The organism is Paenibacillus sp. SEL1, from assembly GCF_054602535.1.
On sequence record NZ_CM137723.1, the window covers coordinates 3,908,027 to 3,930,181 of the forward strand.

The 22,155-nt window shown below is 48.0% G+C and carries 18 protein-coding genes; 9 read left to right on the forward strand and 9 right to left on the reverse strand.

Features of this window, described 5'->3' with window-relative positions:
- Window positions 1-9 precede the first annotated feature (9 nt).
- On the forward strand, window positions 10-1,326 hold the full coding sequence (locus ACYCSE_RS18240; protein ID WP_459699216.1) for an anaerobic C4-dicarboxylate transporter family protein: 1,317 nt from the start codon (window positions 10-12) through the stop codon (window positions 1,324-1,326).
- 32 nt (window positions 1,327-1,358) lie between these two features.
- Window positions 1,359-2,189 carry a sugar phosphate isomerase/epimerase family protein gene (locus tag ACYCSE_RS18245; RefSeq protein WP_254349362.1) on the forward strand — a complete coding sequence of 277 codons (831 nt, stop codon included), beginning with the start codon at window positions 1,359-1,361 and terminating at the stop codon, window positions 2,187-2,189.
- A gap of 175 nt (window positions 2,190-2,364) precedes the next feature.
- Here the strand turns inward: ACYCSE_RS18245 and ACYCSE_RS18250 are convergent, their stop codons facing one another.
- A complete protein-coding gene (locus ACYCSE_RS18250) occupies window positions 2,365-3,441 on the reverse strand; it encodes a glycosyltransferase (protein WP_254349363.1) in 1,077 nt (358 codons plus the stop codon).
- Window positions 3,442-3,870: 429 nt separating this feature from the next.
- On the opposite strand from ACYCSE_RS18250, the gene ACYCSE_RS18255 reads away from it, so the two are divergent.
- The 3 genes from ACYCSE_RS18255 to ACYCSE_RS18265 all read left to right on the forward strand — a co-directional run bounded on the left by ACYCSE_RS18255 (window position 3,871) and on the right by ACYCSE_RS18265 (window position 8,146).
- Entirely contained in the window at window positions 3,871-6,672 is a 2,802-nt protein-coding gene (locus tag ACYCSE_RS18255) for a methyltransferase domain-containing protein (RefSeq protein ID WP_459699219.1), read from the forward strand.
- A 25-nt stretch (window positions 6,673-6,697) separates the two neighbouring features.
- The gene (locus ACYCSE_RS18260; RefSeq protein WP_069291585.1) at window positions 6,698-7,360 is read left to right on the forward strand and encodes a class I SAM-dependent methyltransferase; all 663 of its coding nucleotides are present in this window, start codon (window positions 6,698-6,700) and stop codon (window positions 7,358-7,360) included.
- 84 nt (window positions 7,361-7,444) lie between these two features.
- The gene (locus tag ACYCSE_RS18265; RefSeq protein ID WP_081330743.1) at window positions 7,445-8,146 is read left to right on the forward strand and encodes an HAD hydrolase-like protein; all 702 of its coding nucleotides are present in this window, start codon (window positions 7,445-7,447) and stop codon (window positions 8,144-8,146) included.
- Window positions 8,147-8,248: 102 nt separating this feature from the next.
- Here ACYCSE_RS18265 and ACYCSE_RS18270 read toward each other — a convergent pair whose 3' ends face one another.
- The 6 genes from ACYCSE_RS18270 to ACYCSE_RS18295 are packed head-to-tail and all read right to left on the reverse strand — an operon-like array spanning window position 8,249 to window position 15,010.
- Window positions 8,249-9,439 carry a YheC/YheD family endospore coat-associated protein gene (locus ACYCSE_RS18270; RefSeq protein ID WP_250261858.1) on the reverse strand — a complete coding sequence of 397 codons (1,191 nt, stop codon included), beginning with the start codon at window positions 9,437-9,439 and terminating at the stop codon, window positions 8,249-8,251.
- Entirely contained in the window at window positions 9,421-9,936 is a 516-nt protein-coding gene (locus ACYCSE_RS18275) for a GNAT family protein (protein ID WP_069291587.1), read from the reverse strand. Before ACYCSE_RS18275 ends, ACYCSE_RS18270 begins: the two co-directional genes overlap by 19 nt.
- A 16-nt stretch (window positions 9,937-9,952) precedes the next feature.
- Window positions 9,953-11,062, reverse strand: coding sequence for a YheC/YheD family endospore coat-associated protein (locus ACYCSE_RS18280; RefSeq protein WP_446674403.1), 1,110 nt, complete (start codon window positions 11,060-11,062; stop codon window positions 9,953-9,955).
- Entirely contained in the window at window positions 11,059-12,429 is a 1,371-nt protein-coding gene (locus ACYCSE_RS18285) for a YheC/YheD family endospore coat-associated protein (RefSeq protein ID WP_061831703.1), read from the reverse strand. Before ACYCSE_RS18285 ends, ACYCSE_RS18280 begins: the two co-directional genes overlap by 4 nt.
- A gap of 12 nt (window positions 12,430-12,441) precedes the next feature.
- On the reverse strand, window positions 12,442-13,596 hold the full coding sequence (locus tag ACYCSE_RS18290) for a YheC/YheD family endospore coat-associated protein (RefSeq protein WP_459699222.1): 1,155 nt from the start codon (window positions 13,594-13,596) through the stop codon (window positions 12,442-12,444).
- A gap of 43 nt (window positions 13,597-13,639) precedes the next feature.
- Window positions 13,640-15,010 (reverse strand): YheC/YheD family endospore coat-associated protein, encoded by a 1,371-nt coding sequence (locus ACYCSE_RS18295; RefSeq protein WP_165175993.1) that lies wholly within the window; start codon window positions 15,008-15,010, stop codon window positions 13,640-13,642.
- A 162-nt stretch (window positions 15,011-15,172) separates the two neighbouring features.
- Here ACYCSE_RS18295 and ACYCSE_RS18300 point away from each other — a divergent pair, with 162 nt between their 5' ends.
- The 3 genes from ACYCSE_RS18300 to ACYCSE_RS18310 all read left to right on the forward strand — a co-directional run bounded on the left by ACYCSE_RS18300 (window position 15,173) and on the right by ACYCSE_RS18310 (window position 17,408).
- Entirely contained in the window at window positions 15,173-15,517 is a 345-nt protein-coding gene (locus tag ACYCSE_RS18300) for a YlbF/YmcA family competence regulator (protein ID WP_025685398.1), read from the forward strand.
- Between the two features lie 72 nt (window positions 15,518-15,589).
- Window positions 15,590-15,871, forward strand: a complete 282-nt coding sequence (locus tag ACYCSE_RS18305; protein WP_322171990.1) for a hypothetical protein — start codon at window positions 15,590-15,592, stop codon at window positions 15,869-15,871.
- Between the two features lie 202 nt (window positions 15,872-16,073).
- Window positions 16,074-17,408, forward strand: a complete 1,335-nt coding sequence (locus ACYCSE_RS18310) for a DRTGG domain-containing protein (protein ID WP_254349536.1) — start codon at window positions 16,074-16,076, stop codon at window positions 17,406-17,408.
- Between the two features lie 44 nt (window positions 17,409-17,452).
- Here ACYCSE_RS18310 and ACYCSE_RS18315 read toward each other — a convergent pair whose 3' ends face one another.
- Both ACYCSE_RS18315 and ACYCSE_RS18320 read right to left on the reverse strand, forming a co-directional pair.
- Entirely contained in the window at window positions 17,453-17,950 is a 498-nt protein-coding gene (locus ACYCSE_RS18315; RefSeq protein WP_061831708.1) for a hypothetical protein, read from the reverse strand.
- 12 nt (window positions 17,951-17,962) lie between these two features.
- Window positions 17,963-18,292 carry a YtrH family sporulation protein gene (locus ACYCSE_RS18320; RefSeq protein WP_013309582.1) on the reverse strand — a complete coding sequence of 110 codons (330 nt, stop codon included), beginning with the start codon at window positions 18,290-18,292 and terminating at the stop codon, window positions 17,963-17,965.
- A gap of 137 nt (window positions 18,293-18,429) precedes the next feature.
- On the opposite strand from ACYCSE_RS18320, the gene ACYCSE_RS18325 reads away from it, so the two are divergent.
- A complete protein-coding gene (locus tag ACYCSE_RS18325) occupies window positions 18,430-22,104 on the forward strand; it encodes a DNA polymerase III subunit alpha (protein ID WP_459699225.1) in 3,675 nt (1,224 codons plus the stop codon).
- The last annotated feature ends 51 nt before the right edge of the window (window positions 22,105-22,155 follow it).

Genomic DNA, 22,155 nt, shown 5'->3' on the forward strand with positions numbered 1-22,155 from the left:
AGAATTCTTATGTTTTGGTTTGAGCTATTGATCATCTTTTTACTCATTTTCTTCGGCGCTAGAGTTGGCGATGTTTTTATGGGCTTGCTCGGTGGAGTGGGCGTAGCGATTTTTGTATTTATCTTTCATGTCCAACCAGCGGCCCCTCCCATTGATGTAATGCTGATCATTTTAGCGGTTGTATTGGCTGCCTCTGCGCTGCAGTCTTCAGGTGGACTTAACTTACTCGTCCAGATTGCAGAGAAAATGCTTAGTAAGTCACCTAAGAATATTACAATAATAGCTCCAATCATATCCTGGTTATTTACCTTCTTATCAGGAACCGGGCATGTCGTATATAGTTTATTGCCTATTATCAATAAGCTTGCCATTGATAATGATATCAGACCGGAAAGACCCATTTCAAATAGTATCATCGCTTCCCAGCAGGCAATAACTTGCTCACCGGTTTCAGCGGCCACTGCTGCTATGATTGGATTTATGTCACCCCTTGGAGTAAGTTTGGGGACCATATTGGTCATTTCCATACCTGCTACACTCTTAGGTGTCATTACAAGTGCGGTGTGCACGTTGCGTAAAGGGAAAGAATTGTCTGAAGATTCGGAATATTTGCATAGATTGGCAGAAGGCTTAATTGAAAAATCAGAAAAGAAGGCTGAGAAAAAAGAAACTTCAAAAGGAGCGAAAGCCGCTGTTGTTATCTTTTTGATGGGAGTTTTAGCCATTGTTATTATGGGCATGTTTACTCAACTGCGTCCATCCTGGGAGCTAAATGAAGAGGTTACTAGTCTATCAATGCCGCATACCATTGAAATGATTATGCTAGTTTGCGCTACTATGATTATTATCGTATGCCGCCCGACGATTGAAACAATTCTTAACGGACCCATATTCAGGGCAGGGGCGCTGGCTATGGTCTGTGCCTTTGGGTTAGCCTGGATGAGCAGTACCTTTATAAACGGACAAACCGCTTTTATCCAAGATCATGTTGCTACGATTGTAAATAGCCATCCGTGGATGCTTGCCGTTATCATGTTTATCGTTGCTGCTTTAACTACGAGTCAAGGTGTCACGACATTAATTATGATACCTATTGCTATTGCCCTTGATCTGCCTACCTACATCATAATTGGAGCGTGGATGGCTGTAAATGCGAACTTCTTTTTACCAGTATCTGCTCAGTGCCTTGCTGCCATATCTTTTGATACAGCGGGTACGACTAAAATTGGTAAATATGTATTGAACCACAGTTTTATGATACCTGGAATGATTAATATTATTTTATCTGTAATATTAGCTACTTTAATTGGAAGCGTTTTAATATAGAGCGTCGTGTAAAAAGGAGGTATCTAATTATTATGGTACAGATATCACAAGTTGCGGCTGCAAACTATCATTATAAAAGATATTCTTTGGAGTATTTTTTAGAATCTGTTGCAAGGCTAGGATTCCATAATATTGAATTGTGGGCTTCAGGTCCACATCTCCATTTAGACTATTTGACGTATCAGGATATAAAAAAATTAAATAAAAAAGTAAAAGAAAGAGGGTTAAAGACGATCTGCTTTACCCCTGAGCAGTATGTCTACCCGGTAAGCATCAGTCATCCTGATCCAGAGTATAGAAAGAGAAGTGTTGAGTTTTTTTGCCGGCATATTGAAGCTGCATCTTTGCTGGAATGTGACAAAGTGTTAGTGACCACAGGCATCGCATACTTGGATGTTGATGAGACAGAAATGTGGAAATGGTGCAGAGAATCTTTAGGCGAAATCTGTAAAACAGCAGAAAAAGAGGGGATTTACCTTCCTATGGAGGCTTTTACCTCTTTTACTACACAGGTGTTTAATAGAGTCGAGCACATTTCCAAGATGATAAAAGAAGTTGGGAGTCCTTATTTAAAAGGTTTAGCGGATACAGATGTGATGGAAACTACAGGAAAGGATACCATTCATGATTTTATAAGGGAACTGGGAAATAATTTAATGCATGTACATTTTGTGGATGGTAATCCTGGAGGACATCTGGTTCCCGGAGAAGGCCAATTAGCAATGGCGGAAGTGTTAAAGGAGCTTAACAATATAGATTATAAGGGATATCTAGGTCTGGAATTATTGGATAGAAGGTATGTTATGAATCCGGAAAAAGCCCTAAGGGATTCGCTCACGTGGTTCGAAAAACACCTGGAATGATTGAAAGAGGAGCGACTTTCTACTATTTTATATCACGAATTTTAAATCAAGAAAGTCGATTCCCTATAGGAGGAATCGACTTTCTTAAGTACGCCTAGCATGGGTGTTAATTCCAGAGTGGGAAATCCCGAACGGGAACTGGCAAGTCCCTGCCCTTAGCCAGTGTTCGTCTTCCTTATTTCTGTTGCTCTAGCTGTGCAAAATATTGCTCGTTATATAAAACACTTGGATGAGTAGGATGGTGCAACTGAGCTATGCGATGATGCGATTTTGCCTTTTCGATGTCGCCGATTCGGTCGTAACACAGGCATAATTGCAAGTGTGGAAACCAGGTATAGTACGACGAATTGGTTAAGGCCATCACATCTTGTGGGGGCTCGATCAGCGTCGCCTGACGAAACCAGTAAATGGCTTGAGTATACTGCTCATCTTCAATGAACAAATTGCCAAAGGCACAGCAGAACTGGGCGCGTGGTACATCGAGGTTGAGTGTGCGAAGCAGTGCCATACGCTGCTCCTGTTTTTGACCCTGGTGAGCGTAGCAATCTGCTAGCTTAAAGCAAGCAGCAATCCGATCCTCAATCCATCCTTGATCGAGCCCCAGATAGTGTTCGTACTGCTGGATGGCTTCTAGTATGCGTCCGTTATCATATAGTTCATTAGCGAAGTAGTAGTGATCTCGCTCAGAAAATGCAGTGCCTTTCTCCCGGTGCTGGAGATAAATATGTAAATTACGGTCAGTGTAGGCACGTGTCTTTTTATGAGTCACTGCCATATTGCTGTGAAAGGTGCTGCCAGTCACATTCAGGAATTCGTGCACAAAGCCGATCCATCTGAATCTACGATCACGCCGCACCATTCGGTTTCTTTTGAGCTTATGCAGCGGCTGCCCCTGTTCATCTACAGATAGTACATAATCCATCGTAATGCTGTCATACGAGACGGTGGCTTGTTTTTTCCAGTCGAGAAATGCCAGTCGATCTTGCTCCTCTAGGATGTCATCAGCATCCAGCCAAAATTGATATTCCTGTGTTGCCTGATCAAACGCATAATTGCGGGCTGCGGAGAAATCATCGCACCATTCAAAATTGTATACCCGAGCATTGAACGATGCAGCGACCTCTTGGGTTCTGTCGGTAGAACCAGTATCAACGATAATGATTTCATCTACTAGGTCATGGACTGATTTCAGACAGGTATGAAGGGCTTCTTCTTCATTTTTGACAATCATACATAAGCTGACAGTTACCATGCTCTTTGTCCCCCCAAAAAACTTGGTATAATCTCCATTTTATTAGGATAGCTTGCTCATTATGTAGTAATTCCTATGGATCGTTTAGAGGATGTGCGATGATCATAAATTCAATCTTGCTCTAATAAATTAGAAAATCAAAGTCTGATATGAAGAGGAGGAGATTGTGCAAAATTCGATATTATCAAGTGCGACCGGGAAATAAATTTGATGGCTAAATGTAGTTAGAAAACCGGTAACAGAAAAAAAGGCAGTTAACTGGAGGGTAAGATTGTATTTTTGTATTGATGTCGTTTTCATTGATATTTCCAGGTGTAAGTCCATTCATACCACGCTCACTCCCATATCGCTTGGCCGCAATTACGGTATGTCTTAGGACATGGAGGGAGAACGGTTTATGAGGCTTCTACCTGATGGAGGCGTTGAATCATGCGTATACTAATCGGTAGCCCGGTGCACCAGAAGCCGGAAATATTGTCTTTATTTCTTCAAGCTTTGGAGCGACTGGAGGCACCTGATGTGCTGCCGGATTATTTATTTGTCGATGATAATGACAATCCGACTTCAAGCCAATGGCTTGCCGATTTTTCCAATCGGCTGCCGGGCAGGGTTTTACCCTTGTTGACAGGCTCACAGCAAGTAGAGAACCGAAGTGATGAGCACACTCATTATTGGCCGCCTGCCCTCGTCTGGAAAGTGGCTGGCTTTAAAAATCGTCTTATTGATTATGCACTTCAGCATAATTATGACGCGCTGTTTTTGGTCGATTCTGACCTGATTCTCCATTCCCGTACCTTATGTAAGCTGGTGGAGGCGGAGAAGGATATTGTATCTGAGATTTTCTGGACACGCTGGCAGCCGGAGGGGCCTCTATTGCCTCAGGTGTGGGTTAGTGATGAATATAATTTGTTCCATCGTGAAGAAGGCGAAGTGTTGTCGGCAGAGGAGAGAGCGCAACGCGAGTTGCATTTCATACACCAATTGCATGTTCCTGGTTTGTACGAGGTGGGTGGTCTAGGCGCTTGCACCCTAATCCGCAGACGTGCACTGGAAGCAGGGATTCACTTTGGTAAAATCAAAAACATTTCCTATTGGGGAGAAGATCGACATTTTTGTATTCGGGCAGCTGCATATGGATTTCCACTTTTTGTGGATACACACTATCCGGCGATGCATCTGTACCGGGAAGCGGACCGAATGAAAGCAGAGCAGCTACTATTCGCCCTAAAGTATTTTACAACGAGTGCTGTTCATACGGACCCTTCAGAACATTTAGCATATCTGGATCACTCCGATACTTCTACTAACTCTCCTGCCTTCAATCGTTCTGCATCATCAAGTCCCTCTAAGTTCCCTGAACCTCCTGTTATACCGTATGATCTCCGTGAGTCAGCTGTCTTTGCCAAGTACACTGCAGATTCTTTTGCTGTACCACAAACATTCTCTGGTCCACGACAAAGTGAACTTCATACGCCGCCTGTCACCAAACCCAAATTGACACTGACTATGACGGTATACAATGAGGCAGATCGTAAGCTCATTGACGTGCTGCAGAGTCATCGGGAATATATTGATGAAGCGGTCATTATTGATGATGGCAGTCAGGATGATAGCGGAGAGTTGTGCCGTGAGATCCTAAAGGGAATCCCACTGCGTTTAATACGCAATGAAACAGCTTCTTTTACCAATGAATTAGAGCTGCGTAAGCAGCAGTGGAGAGAGACGTTGGCTTCCTCTCCCGAATGGATATTAAACATGGACGCTGACGAAATGTTCGAATCCCGTTTTGCTCAAGGGGTGCATTCGTTGTTAGCGGGAACGAAAGCCGATACGATTTGTTTCAGGTTGTTTGATATGTGGTCTTCCACGCATTACCGCGATGATGATTATTGGCAGGCTCATCGGTATTACCGTCCTTTTTTGATTCGATATAAGGAAGGGTTCTCTTATAAATGGAAGGAGCAGTCCTTGCACTGTGGGAGAATTCCCGAAAATGTGCTTGACCTTCCCAGTGAAATCAGCAACTACCGCATCCAGCATTGGGGATGGTATACACCTGCTATTCGCATGGCCAAATTTCAGCGGTACCAGTTGCTTGATCCAAGTGCTCGTTATGGCTGGAAAGAGCAATATGAATCTATTTTGGACCCGAACCCCCGACTCACGCTCTGGGTGGATCAGGACAACATAAATGTAGAAAAAGAAACTGCACCAGAATATGAAGCTGCCCACCAGGTGAACGACATGGATGTTGCCGAGATTTCGAGTGTCCAGGTTATTGATAATTCCGATCTGCAAATAAAAAGTGAAACCAAGGACTTACTTTATAGTAAATGCAAACTATGTGGCTCATCTGACACGGCAGTGTTTCATAGCTATGAACGCTTTACCTTGATGGGATGTGGTTCCTGCGGATTGGTTTTTCGTAATGATGTGGATCATATACAGCCAGAGGATATGATTGAAAAAATCTATAATGCCGAATGGGTTGCTATGCGGGATAGTGCAGCAGCGTCAACTTATGGAGATCATGCCCTTTTTGGACTCATGCTGCTAGATATGTTCAGTACCGGTAAAGGAAAATTGCTTGAGATTGGATCAGGTACCGGAGAATTTATCCATGCTGCCCTTCAAGCCGGCTGGGATGCAGTGGGCATTGAACCTTCCATAGACTCGCGTGCTTACGCCAAATACAAATATGACGTGGATTTATTGCCGGGTTACTGGGGCGATGAAGCCGAAGAAGATACTCAAACCCAAGAAGCACATGAAATACAGGAATTGAATGAAGCCGAAGAAGAAGATACTGATTTACCACTGGATCACAAATACGAGGCCGTAGCATGCTGGCATGTGCTGGAGCATATTGCGGACCCAGTTGCATTTTTGACAGATTTACGCGAACAGCTTCAACCTGACGGAACGATCTATATTACGGTGCCCAACAAAAATTCGTTCACCAATGAGGCTTATGGCGTTTACTCGCCTTTATTTACGGAGGAAGATCATTTGTATCATTATTCTGAGCATACGCTTGCGCTCTTACTGGCAAAGTCCGGCTTGCGCCCGGTGGCTTTGTTCACCCGCCAGCTTCCCTCTGGTTTAGATGCCTTGCTGCAAGCCCATCCTTTGTACGGTGAGCTTACCCTTACGGAGCAAATGGGATTGTTGGCCAAACTTCAAGGCGAGAAACGGGGTCATGAACTGTGCTGTGTCGCAAGGGTAATTTAGTCATCCCCAAAAGGAGGCAGTATCCATGAACATGTCTGATCCGTATCTGTCTCGCTTTTTTGTATATTCTGACCCCAACTCCTCCAACATGATTTACAGACTCCCCCAAAGCTGGTGGAGTCGCCCCTATGAGTATGAGTGGTGTCTCCAATTTATGTCTGGGCAAGACACAGTACTGGACGCAGCATGTGGAATCCCTCATCCATTCAAATTTGAGTTGGCCCGACGTTGCGCTCAGGTCTATGCCTGCGATCTGGATATACGGATCGTTTCCGTGGATGCCATTTTGGCCGAGGTGCGGCGGGATATCGGAGAGGAGGCTGCCGAACGCATTCAGGAGATTTTACCAGTTCGTCTCCACTCTGCACATGCCAATCTGACGGCTCTACCCTATGATGATGCCAGTTTTGACAAAATTGTATGTATCTCGGTACTGGAGCATTTAACGCCTGATGAATCTTTGGCAGCCTTACGTGAATTTCACCGGACTTTACGGGATGACGGAATGCTTCTGCTGACGTTTGATTATCCTACAGTGGACTTATCAGCGATGGAGCAATGGATAGAGCAGGCGGGATTTTCGTATTGGAATGGTGTGGATCTCAAGCTTCCACGGGGTGCTTTACACACGGATAGGTGGGGCGGTCTGTATTGTTTTAGGACTGTTTTAAAAAAATATAAGAGTTAGCGGTATGCGCAATGAGGTTTACACGGACCTCTCTTATTGCTTATCATGAGAGGGGTTAGAGTTGTAAACCTACATAGGAAAGGAATGACTGATAACTACATGAACAATGCACCTGTGTTGAAGAAACCTGAGGCTATGGTATTTGATATGGACGGTACACTTTTTCAGACGGAGACGCTATTGCTTCCTGCGTACCACAAGCTGTTTGATACGCTGCGCGCTGAAGGGCTTTATGAAGGAGAGACTCCTCCCGAGGAGCTTATTTTGAATAGTTTGGGTATGTTGCTGGATGAAATCTGGAGAAGAGTGATGCCGGATGCCAGCGAAGCGGCCCACAGAAGAGCGGACGAGCTGCTGCTTCAGCTGGAGCTGGAGGGATTGAAGAGCGGAAGTCATGCCCTGTATCCACATGTAAAAGAAACACTCCAGTCCCTTCATGAGCAAGGTGTCCGATTGTTCGTAGCCAGTAATGGCCTGGAGGATTATGTAAAAGGGATCGCTGCTGCGTATGAAATGGTTCCCATTTTTGAAGGACTGTACAGCGCTGGGGAGTACAGCACGCTTTCCAAAGTGAATTTGCTGGAAATTCTGTTGAGCAAGCACGCTATTTCGAATGTATGGATGGTAGGAGATCGCTCCTCAGATGTGGAAGCAGGCAAAAAGAACGGACAGACGGTGATCGGTTGTGCTTATGCTGGATTTGGCGTGAACGATGAGTTGAAGGGGTCTGATGCGATTATTACGGACTTTACGCAACTGCTTACACTTTATAAAAACGCCGAGTAACTGTGAAACACAGGTTAATGGTTATAAATAGGCTTGACGTACCATATAAATAAAACATGCTAGCACTGTCGGGCAGACGAAAAAGAAAGGAAGGCAGCCACTTTACGCGGAGCCTTCCTTTGTCTTATTCTCAGTCTTACTCTCTGCTTTATCTTCTGTTTTATCTTCTGCTTTGTAGTCCGTCTGAGGCTTTGGATTAATTTGTGTGTGGTAGACCCACAAGGCATATTCCATGGGCTTGGCGATAGAACGGCGATAGGTATCTTTTTCTCCAATACGTGAAAATACCTCGCGGGCTGGTTTCGGGTTGACTTCCAGCACGTATATATGACCGTCCTTATTAATTGCCAAATCGAGCGCAAGCTCGCACAATGCCCCGTAGCTTTCTTCCAGATACGCAGCGATGTCCAGTCCGAGTTTTTCCCCCTGCTTGATGATTTTCTCTCTACGGCCCTCATCACGAATCCATTGCGTCAGCAATTGGTTCATCGGTACCGCCTTGCCTCCACCATGCAGGTTGGAAGTGACACTCCGATGTGCCCCGATTCGCCCGGCGCATCCGGTTAGCTCCCATACTCCTTGGCTATTTTTCTGCACCAGCATACGGTAATCATGGACCCTGCCATTCGGCAACTGCACAGGAATGCCTTCCTGAACAATGTAGTTATCCATGTTCCAGCTGCTCAGACGCGGCTCCAGACGGTCTAGACGTACCCGCTGCTGGGGAATAATATGGCGTTTGCGATTGCGGCCTTCAATCAGATACAGGCCCCCTTGCTTGTTAACAGGCTCAATACGTAAAATGCCGCGTCCTCCCGTACCGTTAATCGGCTTGAGGTACACTAGTGAATTCTGTTTGAGCATCCGTTTTACACTATGAAATCCATTGAACAGCTCTGTTGCAGGCAAATGGGGGCGAAAGGCAGACCTTCTCGCAAGCTGCTGATGAATGACCCACTTGTTACTCAGCGGTCGGTTTAAATATACAAGATCTGTATACTGCGATCGAAACTGCTTCAACTGACGATATCGTTCACTGCGCTGTACTCGGCAACGGTCGAAAATCATATCTGGGAACTCTCGCCACTTTCGGCTCCATTTTCCGCTGTGTGGATCATAGATTTGGGCAAGGAGCAGCCTGCGATCCTTATGGACATCTGCTGGAGTGAATACATACATATCCAGTCCCAGTCTTTTCCCTTCTGCAATCATGCGCTCATATATATCACGTTCCTCCAATTGCTTCTTGTTATTTAAATACAAGGTCATGATGCCTAGGACAGGTTTTGGCACAGCATTCCACCTTCCTCTGCCGTCTGCTTATCTTGGGATAACTCCCCGTGAAATATCAGCGTGGGTTTCCCGGTCGGTCCAGTCGTCATTTCATGCGCAACCAGTCCAGCACGGAAACAGGTTTTGAGACTGGCCATATTGTCGGCGGCTACGCTGCACGTCAGACGGCGCAGCTGTTTGAGCTGGGCGGACAGCAGTCTAGCGCCCAGTCTGCGGCCCCGGTAAAGCGGACGAACAATTACGATGCAAGCATCCTTCCCGTAATTCAGAGCGAGGGAAAATCCCGCAATCCGCAGTCCCTTCTCCGTGCGCACATATGCGCACAGGAGGGAGGAACCAGGGGTGTTCAATTGCTCCGGCGTCAAAACAGCCAACTGCCGCAGAGCATTACGAGTAATGCGCATGCCCCCTGAGCTGCGGGCCAGAAACAGTAACTGTCGTCGTCTCAGCAGCCAGCTCCGGGCAGGCAATTGTTGAACATCGCTAATTTGCGGCATGATTCCACTTCCTTGATCATGATTTCATTCGTCCGGCCAAAAAGGAGCTGTACTGGAATATGCGTCTAAGCGACTTTTGGCGGATTTCCGGCTCGTCAAATTTCATCGGTTTGGCATTGGCCTCAAAAAACCAGAGGGTTCCGAGCGTATCCACGCCCAAATCCATGGACATTTCGCCATGAGAAAGACCGGATGCGCGTTCAATTTGACGTGCAATCTGTATGGCCGTACTTTTAACTTTGTTCAGTAGATCCGTGCTGTCCTCAGGCCCAAACAGTGAGGACAGTAGCTTGAACGGGTCCTCTACACTCCCGCCACGCGGGACATGTGTGGTAATGCTCCCTTTACCCGCCAGTCTGGCACCGACCCCGGTTATACTCCAGGAGCCACGGATATTTTTTTGTACCAGGATACGCAGGTCGAAGGGTTTTTTCTGATAAGTTGCCAGATCGATACCCTGTTGAATGATATAAGGCGAGTTGCCCGCTTCCCGGCGGATACGTCCCCACAGCCGGGATAGCGATACAGATCTGTAGGTTACACTTTTTTTGTCATGCTGAATGGTCAGTCTGTAAGCCATTAGATGTTCTGGGCGGAATTTAAGAATCATAATCCCTTTTCCGGCCTTACCGTTTTCCGGTTTGAGATACAGGTATGGATACGCAGACAGCATTTTTCCTAAGGAAGACAGGTTGCTTAACCGTTTGGTTGCCGGAACAAGCTGACTAGTGGTTTCCGAGGTACGCAACCACTTGAACAGTTCCCATTTGTTAAAAAAGCCTGGATTGTACAGCTCAATGCCTGAGGCATGTGAAATTTCATCCAACTTTGTGCGCACAGAGGTTTTAAGTTCATAATTACGATTGGGGATGCGATTATAAATGACCTGTGGAGGTGGAAAATTCTGTTCCTCCCACGTCTGTAAGCTCTTGTTGAAAACGTAGCCCTTAACCGTTTCGTCTGCCAGTTTCAGGTCCCTGACGGTAACAATGTACACCTGATAGCCCATCCGTGTTCCCGTTTCAAGAATATCCCTGAAATTGCGCTGATTGCCCTTGAAGAATTGTTCTTCGTCGTGCACTGTCAATACAGCAACGACTGGCTTTTGCTCCGCCCGGGTATTCATAGTTCCTCTTTTCTGCGGAATTTACTGAGGTAAAGACAGTGGTCCAAAATATGCTCCACGGATGCTTTACCCTCCGCACGCAACGATGGATGCTGAAAAATGGATCGGCCTGGCTTGGAGTTGGCTTCAAACATCCATACCTTTTCATCCTGATCAATACCCAGATCAAAGCCGATTTCACCCAGCAGATGCTGGTGATGGTGTTCAATGGCTTCTGCGAGCGTAACTGCTACGTTTTTGGCACGTTGAAGCACTTCACCCGCCCGGTCTCCGAATACCCGGTTCAACGCCTGTTCAGGTGTCATAAGGGAGCCGCCGTTTTTGATGTGGGTCGTGACACTGCCGCGTCCGGCTTTTTTGGCTCCAATGCCGACGACGACCCACTGATTATTTCCATTTTTATGCATGTGAAACCGGAAATCAATCGGGCAATTGTCAATCTCGATCAGCTGGATACCCTGTTGAATGACGTAACCCTTTAACATCTGTCCCTGATTGGAGTGAAGCATCCTGAGCATGGAGTTAAAAGAGGTGAATTTTAGCAATACATTGCTATTTTTCTTACGGTACCTCACAAAATAGCCTTGCTTGGGAACATGGGACAGACGGTAGATTCCTTTACCGAGGCTGCCTCCACTTGGCTTGTAATAAGCAAATTGATGTCGCTCCAACATACCTCGGATACGTTCAGAGCTGGGATTCATATATGATTCAGGGACATAGCGGTTAACATCTGGATTATTTTCCAGCAGATTATAGATATCGGACTTATTGAAAAAGCTCCAGTTAAAGAAGGGAATTCGTTTGCGGGAAAAGCGTTCGCGTAGTTGATTGATCGCCGGGGAAAAATCAGAGCGTCGGCTCGGCAAACGATTATAAATTACGTCCGGCAGAGGTACAAGTTTACGTGTGAATTCCCCGCTGGAAGACAGAAAATAGCCGTTAATCGTATCATTTTGCCAGTTAATATCCCGAGGGGTGAAGGCAAAAATATAAGATTTTTTGCTGCCTTCCTTCAGCAGTTGCTTAATAAAGCCTGTGCGTGATCCGAAAGGGCGAGTGGTGGAGTTGGTACCGTCAGACAGCACGCCAATCAACGGCCCTAGCTGTATATCCCCATCCAGATTTCGCAAATAGATGGCCCCGCTTTTGGGAACACGGATTGCATTACGTAAGCCCGAGGTCAAGTATAGATGGCGTCCCGCCTTCTGAATTGGTTTTACTGTAGCGGGAATCTGATCCTTACCGAGCCGCAGACGTACGGACTTGGCTCCGGATAATTTAAGGCTTTTCAACAAGGAAGTGGATATATATGCCACCTTGTCGGGCTGCTGTGAGAAATGCACATTGCAATGCGTTAAACTCATCTGTTTATCCTCCTATACCGTATGTTCAAGGGAGGCGCCCGCGCCCTTTGGCCCTGTCGCTTTGGAATGGGTCATTAAATATCGAGCATATTCGAGCGGGCGGTTGACCGACTGGAAAGCGCACTCGGGCTGATGGGTCTGAAAAAAGGAGGCCCGACCAGGTCGGGAATTAACCTCCAATAGCCAGATGTTCCCGCTCCGGTCAATACCGTAATCAATTCCCAACTCGCCAAGGCGGCCATAACGTTCCTCCAGCGCCCTGGTAATGGTCAAGGACAGCGCCATCATCTGCCCGATGATGAGACGCGTGGTGTCCGCGCCAAATTGTTCACGAAGGTAAGGCTCAGCTGGATGGGCTTCGCCCCCACCGTGAAGATTAGAAGTCAGAGTTCCTTGTCTGCCTTCTCTTACGGCAAAGCCCGTCAGGCGCCAATAGCCGTTGCCATCCTTTTGCATGAGTGCGCGAACATCAAAGGGATGATTGCTTTGGCTTGTTAATTTCAAATAAGGCTGCACGATATAAGCGCGTTTGTGTGCAATTCCGTGGACCCATGACAATCCTGCACCCAATTCGGAAAACAAGCGCCGGAACAGGCGGTTACGGGAGTCTCTACCCTGTACAAGTAGTCCCTGGCCTCCTTCTGCCAGCCGGAGATACAGTGTGCTCTTGCCATGTGTTCCGGTCTGTGGCTTCATAAACAGCTCCGAATGGCGTCGTAGCCATTCCACAAGCTGGATCGTGTCCCGGTATGGCGCCGTAGGCGGCACAAAGGGACGCACTTTATCTACCGCATGCAAAGCTCGATACACTTGCCATTTGCCAGGTAAGTTACGCGACCAGTAGATGAGCTTGCGCGATTTTTGCTCCGCCATATCTTCCAGTGTGCGCCTGACATTCTGGCTCTCGTGAACATGGAGACAGCGGTTATACACAATGTCCGGCAACGGAAAGCGGCCGGATGTCCATACTCCGTTACGGTAAACATAACCTCGTATGGAGTGATCTTCAGGTGAAACTCCTTCGGCGGTAAACGCCATTACGCTAAGACCAGAGCGCCTGCCCAACAGACTTAGCCTGCGGCAAAAATCGGCTTCGGTAATAGGGGGAGTGGCGGCCTGATTCCGGCTAACAAGCACGCCCAGCGTGCCTGGCACAACAAGAGACACCGACAACAGCTCCTTTGGCAGCCAGACTCTGGAAGAGATGAATTCATTTGAAGCCGGCTGAATAACAGCAGTATTCAATCATTTTTTTTACGGACGGGCGAGTTTTCTGATCATTTAACGGCGTGTTGTCATTCTTCGATGGCTTCGAATTGACCTCCAGCAACCAGATGCGCCCCGTGCTGTCTATTGCCAGATCTATACCAAATTCTGCGAAATGGGCGGGAATCGCTTTTTCCACTCCGCTTGCGATATCCAGTGCTGCTGTTTTGAGAGAGGTATGCCCATTCGATTTAACGGTTGCGGGCAGCGTGGTTTTGGCAAGTGCTTCCTTGACTGTACTCAGCGTGCCGCCTCTTGCCAGATTGGACACAAAGTGGCTGCCTCCGGCGATCCGGGCGACAATGGATGTTACGGTCCAAGTCCCGGACGAATTTTTCTGTACAAGCGCACGAAAGTCGACCGGACGCTTACCGTGATCAATCAAGGTAAGTCCCTGTTGGAGTTGAAAGCGTGTTGTTTTCATTTTTCCCGCTAAGCTTTTGTACAGTTTATCGACGTTGGCATACATTTGCTTGCGGGGTGTGCCCGCTGTTGTGGATAGCACCGAAAAGGTACCATCCGTTTGTTTGTTAATGCGCATTATGCCTTTACCTAGGCTTCCGCGCACTGGCTTGAGAAAAACAGCGGGATACTGGTTGCACATTTTTTTGAAAACAGCAAAGGTTTGCAGCAAGTGGGACTCGGGTAAATACTTGCGCAGGGAAGAATTGGATTTAAGCGCATCAAAGACTTCATTCTTATCCAGAAACTTTTCGTTAAAAATGGTCGTGCCGTACTGCGATTTTACTTCTTTCATGAAATGCTGTACGCTAGTTCTGTTCTCGAGTTTACGGGAGGTAAGACGATTATTGACGACATCGCCGGCAGGCATGACCGTCTTTTTCCAGCCTCCGTCATACACCCATCCCTGAACTCGCCCGGGCTGACTTCCGATATGCTCCGGGGTGAAAAAATACACATATGCTCCTTGTCTGCGGCATTCCCCGACTAGTTCACGGCAGAACAGGGTGATCGACCCGAAAGGCTTGTCGGGCTGTTCGGGATAGTCCCGACTGACCAGCACGCTAATAAGTGGGCCCACTCGAAGTGTCCGGCGACCTCGGCTGTAGGTTACTCGCAGATTACAATTGGCATGAAGCCCCATTTTTCGGGCTAGCACGCTTCCCACACGTAGGCCGCTGTAGCGGGGCACCGATATGACGGTAACCTCTTGGCGGAACGAACCGAAGGCGAGCTGAACGGGGTGGCCAGCGGATATTTTCCATTTGCGAAGCAGGGACTCGCCGACCATGAGTACGTCATCCTGCAAGATGCCCGATCCGATGATTTGAATCGTTGTTTTTTTGATGGACATCGTGGATCTCCTTCCGGGCAGCAACTTGATGTCTTGAAAGTAACGGGAAACGTGAATGGGCTGTAATAGCACTGATTCATCATATGAGGACATATATCCCTTGGTGATTGACGGACAATGTGAAATGTTGACACTAAACTTGTATTGGAGGAATAAACAATCATGAACATCTATGACAAAGCCCATGATTTAGCGAAAGCATTGAAGGAAAGCAAAGAGGTAGAGGAAATTACGTCAGCGATGAAGCTGATCGAAACCGATCCAGAAGCCAAGAAAATGCTCGACGATTTCCGTGAACGCCAAATGGAAGTACAGCAACGCATGATGAGCGGCGATATGCCAGCACAGGAAGAGATGGAAAAGATGGAGAAGCTGTTTGAGGTACTTAGCTTGAACCTCAACATCCGTCGCCTGTTCGACGCTGAACGTCGCCTGAGCGTGATTATTGAGGACGTTAACAAAATTATTGCAGACAGCCTTCAACATTTGTACGGTTCATCTCTGTAAGTTTGTCTCATATTCCTTCCTGTCCTCTCATAGACTAGATACATAGAGTCACAGGGAGAGGAAGGGATACGATTGAGTTCTTTCAAAAAATGGAAACACGGTTTGTACACACTCATTGCATTGGCTATGGTTTTGGTCGCGTTACCACGCATCTCGCTTGCAGGCGGTTTGAACTGGGTCAACGGCTTTGGAATGGTATGGGTACTTTTTGCGCTGCTAGTCATCGGAGCAAACATGCATTTTTTGCTGGGTGTGGATGAGGAAAAGCGCAAAACGCTGGAGCGTGTGCGACGGGCCAAAATGCAGCAGTGGCAGATGAAATGGGATAAAAAAGCTGACAAAGGCAGCATGTAGTGAGTTTTTTCAGCTTGTCCTGGGCTTGTCTCCCAGATGACAAATCAATCATAGAAAGAAGCGGTCCCTTGTAAAAGAGGGGATCGCTTTTTTGCTATTTGCGAAGCGGAGAACTCAAAATGAACAAGGGTCTAAAATATAGGGATATTGTGCTATAATAGATACAGAATGATACAGATTGAACGTTGGGGGTGTAACAGAGTTGGACGGGCTAGATGAAACAGTTACGAAGCATGAGCAGCTATTGCGACATATCGAGCAGTTGAAAATAGGCTCCAAAATTTCTGTGCGCAGGTTGGCTAAAGAAATGAGTGTCAGCGAAGGAACGGCCTATCGGGCCGTGAAGGAAGCCGAGAACCTGGGAATTGTCATTACCAAGGAACGGATCGGAACAGTACGAGTGGAGAAGCGACCGCGCGGCTTGTCCGAGCAGCTGACCTTTGCAGATGTCGTAAATATTGTAGAGGGACATGTGCTGGGCGGAAGTGAGGGGCTGGAGAAGCCCTTGCACAAGTATGTGATCGGAGCGATGCGCGAGGAAGCTATGGCCCGTTATATTGACGCAGGTAGTTTGCTAATCGTTGGTAACCGTGAGGATGCGCATTCACTTGCATTGGAGCAGGGGGCCGGTGTGCTGATTACAGGGGGCTTCGGTACGAGCCGAGAGGTTAAGCATCTCGCAGATCAGATTAGTCTGCCGATTATTTCCTCACGCCATGATACTTTTACAGTGGCATCTATGATTAATAGAGCCATATTTGACCGCTTGATCAAAAAGAAAATTATGCTGATTGAAGACATTGCGGCAGGCAAACCGAAAACGTTGACCTTGAAAATCAACAGCACGCTTACCGAGTTTGAAGAACTTTCGGTGACGACCGGACATCATCATTTTGCAATAGTGGATGAATGGAATCGTTTAATTGGTATCGTCAGCCGCAAAGATGTGGAGGGGCTTCTACCTGAGCATACGATGGATAAATGTCTGATCCGCAATCCGATAACGGTCACCTACCAGACCTCGCTGGCTTCCGCCGCGCAAATGATGGCGTGGGAAGGGGTAGATTATTTGCCGGTCGTGGACCGTAACCGCAAGCTGCTTGGGTCCGTTACACGGCGTGAGGTGCTGGAGGCGCTGCGTAACGCCCAAAAGCAGCCACAACTTGGCGAGACGTTCGACCAGTTGATCTGGAACGGGTTTGCTGAAGAGCGTAATGAGGACGGATCGTTATTTTTTCGCGGTTTTATTATTCCGCAGATGGCGACCAATTTAGGTACGATCTCGGAAGGCGTACTGGTCAACGTGATGACACAAGCGGGCTACCGGGCAGCTAGAGACATGACCGGCAAGGATTATGTGCTGGACAATTTGACGACTTATTTTATTAGACCCGTACAGATAGAGGATGCTGTCGTTCTTCGTCCGTTGCTGCTCGAGCTGAGTCGCCGCACCTGCAAGCTAGAAATTGCAATTTCACGGGAAAACCATTTGGTATGCAAAGCAGTGATGACACTTCAATCCATTGAACATGGTTAGTCTACCTATGGATCAGAGCAGGGTGTGAAGTCGAATAGACCGACTTAGTGGCTTTCAGGCAGTCTTTCTTTTGCTTCCAGCCAAATTTGCAGCACCCCTTCCATTACAAGCATCGTTTTGACCTGGATCGTATACTCCTTGTCACGAACGGTGTATTTTTTTTGGTGCAGCAACATACGTACCAGCTTGCTGTCAGAGTCAATTTCGAACATATCTCTGCCGCGCAGCACCTCCAGATCACGACTGACACGGCGAAGAAGTTCCTTCAGGTTGATAGAATCAATTTTTTCGGCCGAAGCTTCCTCCGCGATCAGCTTGATTTCTTTGACAACGGTTTGGCGCTTGCTGTATTTGCGCAATGTTTTGTTGTCTTCCTCGGCTTGCTGGAGCTGGAATTGAAGATCCTGGTTGTTCGTCCACAGCTGATTGAAGCTGGCATGCCAGATGGCATTGTAGATCATTCCTCCCGTAATCATACCGAGTACAAAGACAGAGGATAATTGCATAAAAGGGCGCAGGCGCTCAAAAGGGGGGACTCTCATAGTCGTTTCACCTCACGGTCGTCCGTTGCCGCATACCCACTTGACCAGCTCTGCACCCATATGAGCGCCTAAAAAGGCGAAAATCAAATACAATATCTGCTTAATGGCAGGTGACAAATTACCATCCAACATATTGCTTTCAATGACCCGGATCGGGTCCATCGTTCCCCCCACAGCGGCGGCAAGCGCCCATATTTTAATTCTTCCGGCAACCTCCAGCATCGTCTGGGTTGGCGGCTGAAGCGATACGACAGCTCCCATTCCGCCGAGCATGGCTCCCCCGAGCACGATGCCGAAGGCAATGAAGAAGTCGAGAATCGCTTTGGATATAAAAGTGCTCATGCTCTTTTCCTCCTTAGGTATACGAATCAGGACCGCGCTTGTCCGCCGAGGTCTGTACTTTTATTCTATGGGCGCTACTAACGCGGATATGATAAAATAGTTTGAAGAAAATCAAGCGGTGAAAGGAAGAGAAGCGCATGAGTTCATTTGTGCATTTGCATGTTCATAGCGAGTACAGCCTGCTGGACGGCGCGGCTCGTACCGCGGAGTTGGTCAAACAGGCATCAGCTTACGGAATGAAGGCGCTGGCCCTTACAGACCACGGGGTTATGTACGGTGCCATTCCTTTTTATAGAGCGTGTGTAGAGAACGGCATTAAGCCGATTATCGGGTGTGAGGCCTATATGACGGCAGGATCGCGCAAGGAGCGTGGCAGCCGGAAGGATCAGCCCATATATCATTTGATTTTGCTCGCCAAAAATAAAACAGGCTATCAAAATCTGATGAAGTTGTGCTCCATCGGCCATTTGGAGGGCTTTCACTACAAGCCGCGCATCGACATGGAGGCTTTGGCTGCCCATCATGAAGGCATCATATGCCTGAGCGCTTGTTTGGGCGGTGAAGTGCCGCAGCATTTACTGCATGGTCGGGAAGCCGAAGCACGACGAGCAGCGGAACGGTATCGTAACATTTTTGGCGATGATTTTTATCTGGAACTCCAGGACCATGGTCTTTCGGAGCAAAAACGTGTAAATCCTCTCTTGATCGCACTGGCGAAGGAACTGAATATTCCACTGGTGGCGACGAATGACGTGCATTACTTGACTGAGCCAGATGCGGACGTGCAAGACGTTCTGATCTGTATCGGGACAGGGAAGACAGTTGACGATGAGGAACGCTTGCGTATACCAACACGTCAGTTGTATCTGAAAAGTCAGGAGGATATGGCTCGTTTATTCCCGCATGTGGCAGAAGCCATCGCCAACACGGTGCGTATTGCTGAAAAATGCGAACTAGAGCTGGAATTCGGTCAATCCATTTTGCCTGAATATCGCCCGCTGCCGGAAGGAATGACCTCTTCGTCCTATTTACGCAATCTGTGCGTGCAAGGGCTGGAGCGTCGCTATGGAAGCGATCCCGGATGGGAGCAGCCGGAGGAACGGGAAAGGCTGAACCAACGGCTAAACTATGAGTTGAATACCATTGACAGTATGGGTTTCAGCGATTATTTCCTGATTGTATGGGATTTTATTGCCTTTGCACATAAGCATAAGATTGCAACGGGACCGGGGCGGGGTTCCTCAGCAGGCAGTTTGGTTGCCTATGTGCTTAACATCACGAATGTCGATCCGATGAAATACAACCTGCTCTTTGAACGGTTTCTGAATCCAGAACGAATTAGTATGCCAGATATAGATATTGATTTTAGTGATGAACGGCGTGACGAGGTTATCGACTATGTAGTACAGAAGTACGGAAATGAGCATGTAGCGCAAATTATTACCTTTGGAACGCTGGCAGCAAGAGCCGCTGTCCGTGATGTCGGTCGTGCATTGAACGTGCCGTATGGCGAGGTGGACAAGGCAGCCAAGCTGATTCCGGCGCAGCTAGGCATTAATATCCGTCATGCGCTGGAAATCACCCCGGAGCTAAAAACGCTATATGAAACGAAGCCCAAGACACGTGAACTGCTGGATATGGCGATCAAGGTTGAAGGAATGCCTCGTCATGCTTCGACACATGCAGCAGGTGTTGTCATTTCGCGGACTCCATTGACCGATGCGGTTCCGCTTCAAGAGGGGAGCGAAGGGGTTCCTTTGACGCAGTACTCGATGGAAAATCTAGAGCGCATTGGTTTGCTTAAAATGGATTTCCTTGGGCTGCGTACGCTCTCCATTATTGAAAGGTGCATACACTGGATTGCGGAAGAGCATGGAGAAACGCCTGATTTTAATCGTATTCCCGATAACGATCCGCATACCTATGACTTGCTGGGCAAAGGAGATACAGGAGGCGTATTCCAGCTGGAGTCGGCCGGTGTACGCCGGGTACTCAAGGATTTGAAGCCGAGTGTATTCGAGGATATCATTTCTGTCCTGGCTTTGTATCGTCCGGGCCCGATGGGCTTTATTCCTAACTTTATACAGGCCAAGCATGGTCAGATTGAGATTTCTTATCCGCATCCTGACCTGGAACCGATCTTAAAGGATACGTACGGTATTATTGTGTATCAGGAGCAAATCATGCAGATTGCTTCACGCATGGCGGGCTTTTCCCTGGGAGAAGCCGATCTGTTGCGCCGGGCTGTGTCCAAGAAAAAGCGCGAAGTGTTGGATCTGGAGCGCGGGCATTTTGTCGAAGGCAGTATCAAGCAGGGATACACGGAGGAGGAGGCCGGAAGGGTTTACGATATGATTGTCCGTTTTGCTGACTACGGCTTCCCGCGTGCTCATGCAGCTGCTTATGGTGTGCTAGCATTTCAAACGGCTTATCTAAAGGCCCATTATCCGGTGCAATTTATGGCTTCAATGCTGACAGCCGTGATGGGAAGTCATCGGAAAGTGGCTGAATATGTCGTCGAATGCCGTCGTATGGATATCGCAGTGTTGCCGCCTGATGTGAATGAGAGCGGGGTGTTGTTTACTCCTTTACAGCAGGGAGGCATCCGCTTCGGCCTGGCTGCGATTAAAAATGTCGGCACACAGGCGATGGAGAGCATTCTCGCTGTTCGCAAGGAACGGCCTTTCGACAGCCTGCTCGATTTTTGTCGACGTGTCGATTTGCGGGTATGTAATAAGAGAGTAATTGAATCGCTTATTCAGGCAGGAGCCTTTGATTCATTGACGGGTCATCGGGCACAATTGCTTGCCATGCTGGATGAAACGGTGGATGCAGCCGTCAAGTGGCGCAAGGAACGGGATGACTTGCAAATTGATATGTTTGGTTTTGTGGAAATGCCCAATTGGGATATCGAATATCCCAATGTACCCAAATTCAGTGCCAGTCAGCAGTTAGAGCTGGAACGCGAATTGCTGGGACTGTATTTATCGGGGCATCCGTTGGATGATTTTGAGTCGCTGTTGGAAAGCAGCGAGGCGGATCGTTTGATGGAGCTGGGCGATGTCCCAGATGAAACGGTTGTTGTGACTGCAGGTATGGTAGTGTCACTCAAAACGATTACGACCAAGCAGGGTAAGGCTATGGCCTTTATTGAGCTGGAGGATCAGATTGAGCGCTGTGAGGTTGTACTGTTTCCTGAGGTATGGAAGCGAAGCCAGCAGTGGATTGAAAAGGGAGCTTTGCTTACGCTTCGAGCCAAGATGCAGCAGCAGGACGAGCACTTCAAGCTCCTTGCGGATGAGACCGCCCCGCTGGCGGAAGACTCGCTGGCACGGCTCCTCCAGCGCCGACGTGCCAGTACGCGCTCGTCCGCCGCTGGAGCATCCGTGCCAACTGCTGGTTCTGCTGCTGGCGGTCCAGGCGGGAGAGCGTCGCGCGTGTCGCCCCCGCCTTCGGCAGCCAATGCATCTGCTTCGCCTCAACCGAAGGCGGCTCGTCCCGTGCTGGCTGCTTCACCGCGCGGAGCCGAAGCGGCTCGCGGTGAGCAGGTGCCAGTCCCGCACAGCTCGGAGCCGACCACTCGTCAGCGGGTGTTTGTCAAAATCACCCGCCAGGCCGAGGAGGACGCCAGCTTGCTGGTCAGTCTCAAGGCACTGCTACAGGAGCATCCCGGTGCTATGCCTACCGTACTTTTTTATGAGAGCAACCAGCGTCTGCTGGCCTTGAGCGATGCTTACAGCATTAAGCCCTCTCCTCAGCTTTTTGATCAAATGGAGTCGATGTTGGGTGAAGGTACGGTGAAAGTCAAATGATAGGCACACAGCAAACCGCCCTTATTGTAACGGTTTAATGAACATTTTTCT

Bases quoted from the DNA above. Each gene is read 5' to 3' on its own strand.
- ACYCSE_RS18240 (WP_459699216.1), top strand. From the start codon at position 10: ATGTTTTGGTTTGAGCTATTGATCATCTTTTTACTCATTTTCTTCGGC.
- ACYCSE_RS18245 (WP_254349362.1), top strand. From the start codon at position 1,359: ATGGTACAGATATCACAAGTTGCGGCTGCAAACTATCATTATAAAAGA.
- ACYCSE_RS18250 (WP_254349363.1), bottom strand. From the start codon at position 3,441: ATGGTAACTGTCAGCTTATGTATGATTGTCAAAAATGAAGAAGAAGCC.
- ACYCSE_RS18255 (WP_459699219.1), top strand. From the start codon at position 3,871: ATGCGTATACTAATCGGTAGCCCGGTGCACCAGAAGCCGGAAATATTG.
- ACYCSE_RS18260 (WP_069291585.1), top strand. From the start codon at position 6,698: ATGAACATGTCTGATCCGTATCTGTCTCGCTTTTTTGTATATTCTGAC.
- ACYCSE_RS18265 (WP_081330743.1), top strand. From the start codon at position 7,445: ATGACTGATAACTACATGAACAATGCACCTGTGTTGAAGAAACCTGAG.
- ACYCSE_RS18275 (WP_069291587.1), bottom strand. From the start codon at position 9,936: ATGCCGCAAATTAGCGATGTTCAACAATTGCCTGCCCGGAGCTGGCTG.
- ACYCSE_RS18280 (WP_446674403.1), bottom strand. From the start codon at position 11,062: ATGAATACCCGGGCGGAGCAAAAGCCAGTCGTTGCTGTATTGACAGTG.
- ACYCSE_RS18285 (WP_061831703.1), bottom strand. From the start codon at position 12,429: ATGAGTTTAACGCATTGCAATGTGCATTTCTCACAGCAGCCCGACAAG.
- ACYCSE_RS18295 (WP_165175993.1), bottom strand. From the start codon at position 15,010: ATGTCCATCAAAAAAACAACGATTCAAATCATCGGATCGGGCATCTTG.
- ACYCSE_RS18300 (WP_025685398.1), top strand. From the start codon at position 15,173: ATGAACATCTATGACAAAGCCCATGATTTAGCGAAAGCATTGAAGGAA.
- ACYCSE_RS18315 (WP_061831708.1), bottom strand. From the start codon at position 17,950: ATGAGAGTCCCCCCTTTTGAGCGCCTGCGCCCTTTTATGCAATTATCC.
- ACYCSE_RS18320 (WP_013309582.1), bottom strand. From the start codon at position 18,292: ATGAGCACTTTTATATCCAAAGCGATTCTCGACTTCTTCATTGCCTTC.
- ACYCSE_RS18325 (WP_459699225.1), top strand. From the start codon at position 18,430: ATGAGTTCATTTGTGCATTTGCATGTTCATAGCGAGTACAGCCTGCTG.